Origin of the sequence: Pseudomonas brassicacearum, assembly GCF_003732265.1 — a bacterium.
Lineage (GTDB): Bacteria > Pseudomonadota > Gammaproteobacteria > Pseudomonadales > Pseudomonadaceae > Aquipseudomonas > Aquipseudomonas brassicacearum_D.
On record NZ_MOBK01000407.1, the window covers coordinates 393 to 659 of the forward strand.

A 267-nucleotide genomic window follows, 5' to 3' on the forward strand; every position below is an offset into this window, starting at 1 on the left:
TCGAGCCTGCGCAAGTGGCGCAAGGCATCGCCGAAGTGGAACGAACTCTCCAGCCCGAGCAGGGCGAGGCTGTCACCGCGCGGCAAACCGAGATCAAGCAACAAGGTTTGCTGACCGCTTTTTTGCACCACCAAGGCCATGTGATTGGCCAGCAGTGCGCCGTCGGAACTGCTCTGCACGCCATACATCACCGTGAGGCCGCCCAATTGAGTATTCGGTGCCACGGGCGGCAGGCGTCTGCTCAAGCGCCGTACCAGGCCGGCGACT

1 pseudogene is annotated in these 267 nt (G+C 62.9%); it reads right to left on the reverse strand.

The features are described 5' to 3' along the window. A pseudogene (locus tag BK660_RS33390) lies at positions 1 to 267 on the reverse strand (pilus assembly protein); the annotation flags it as partial.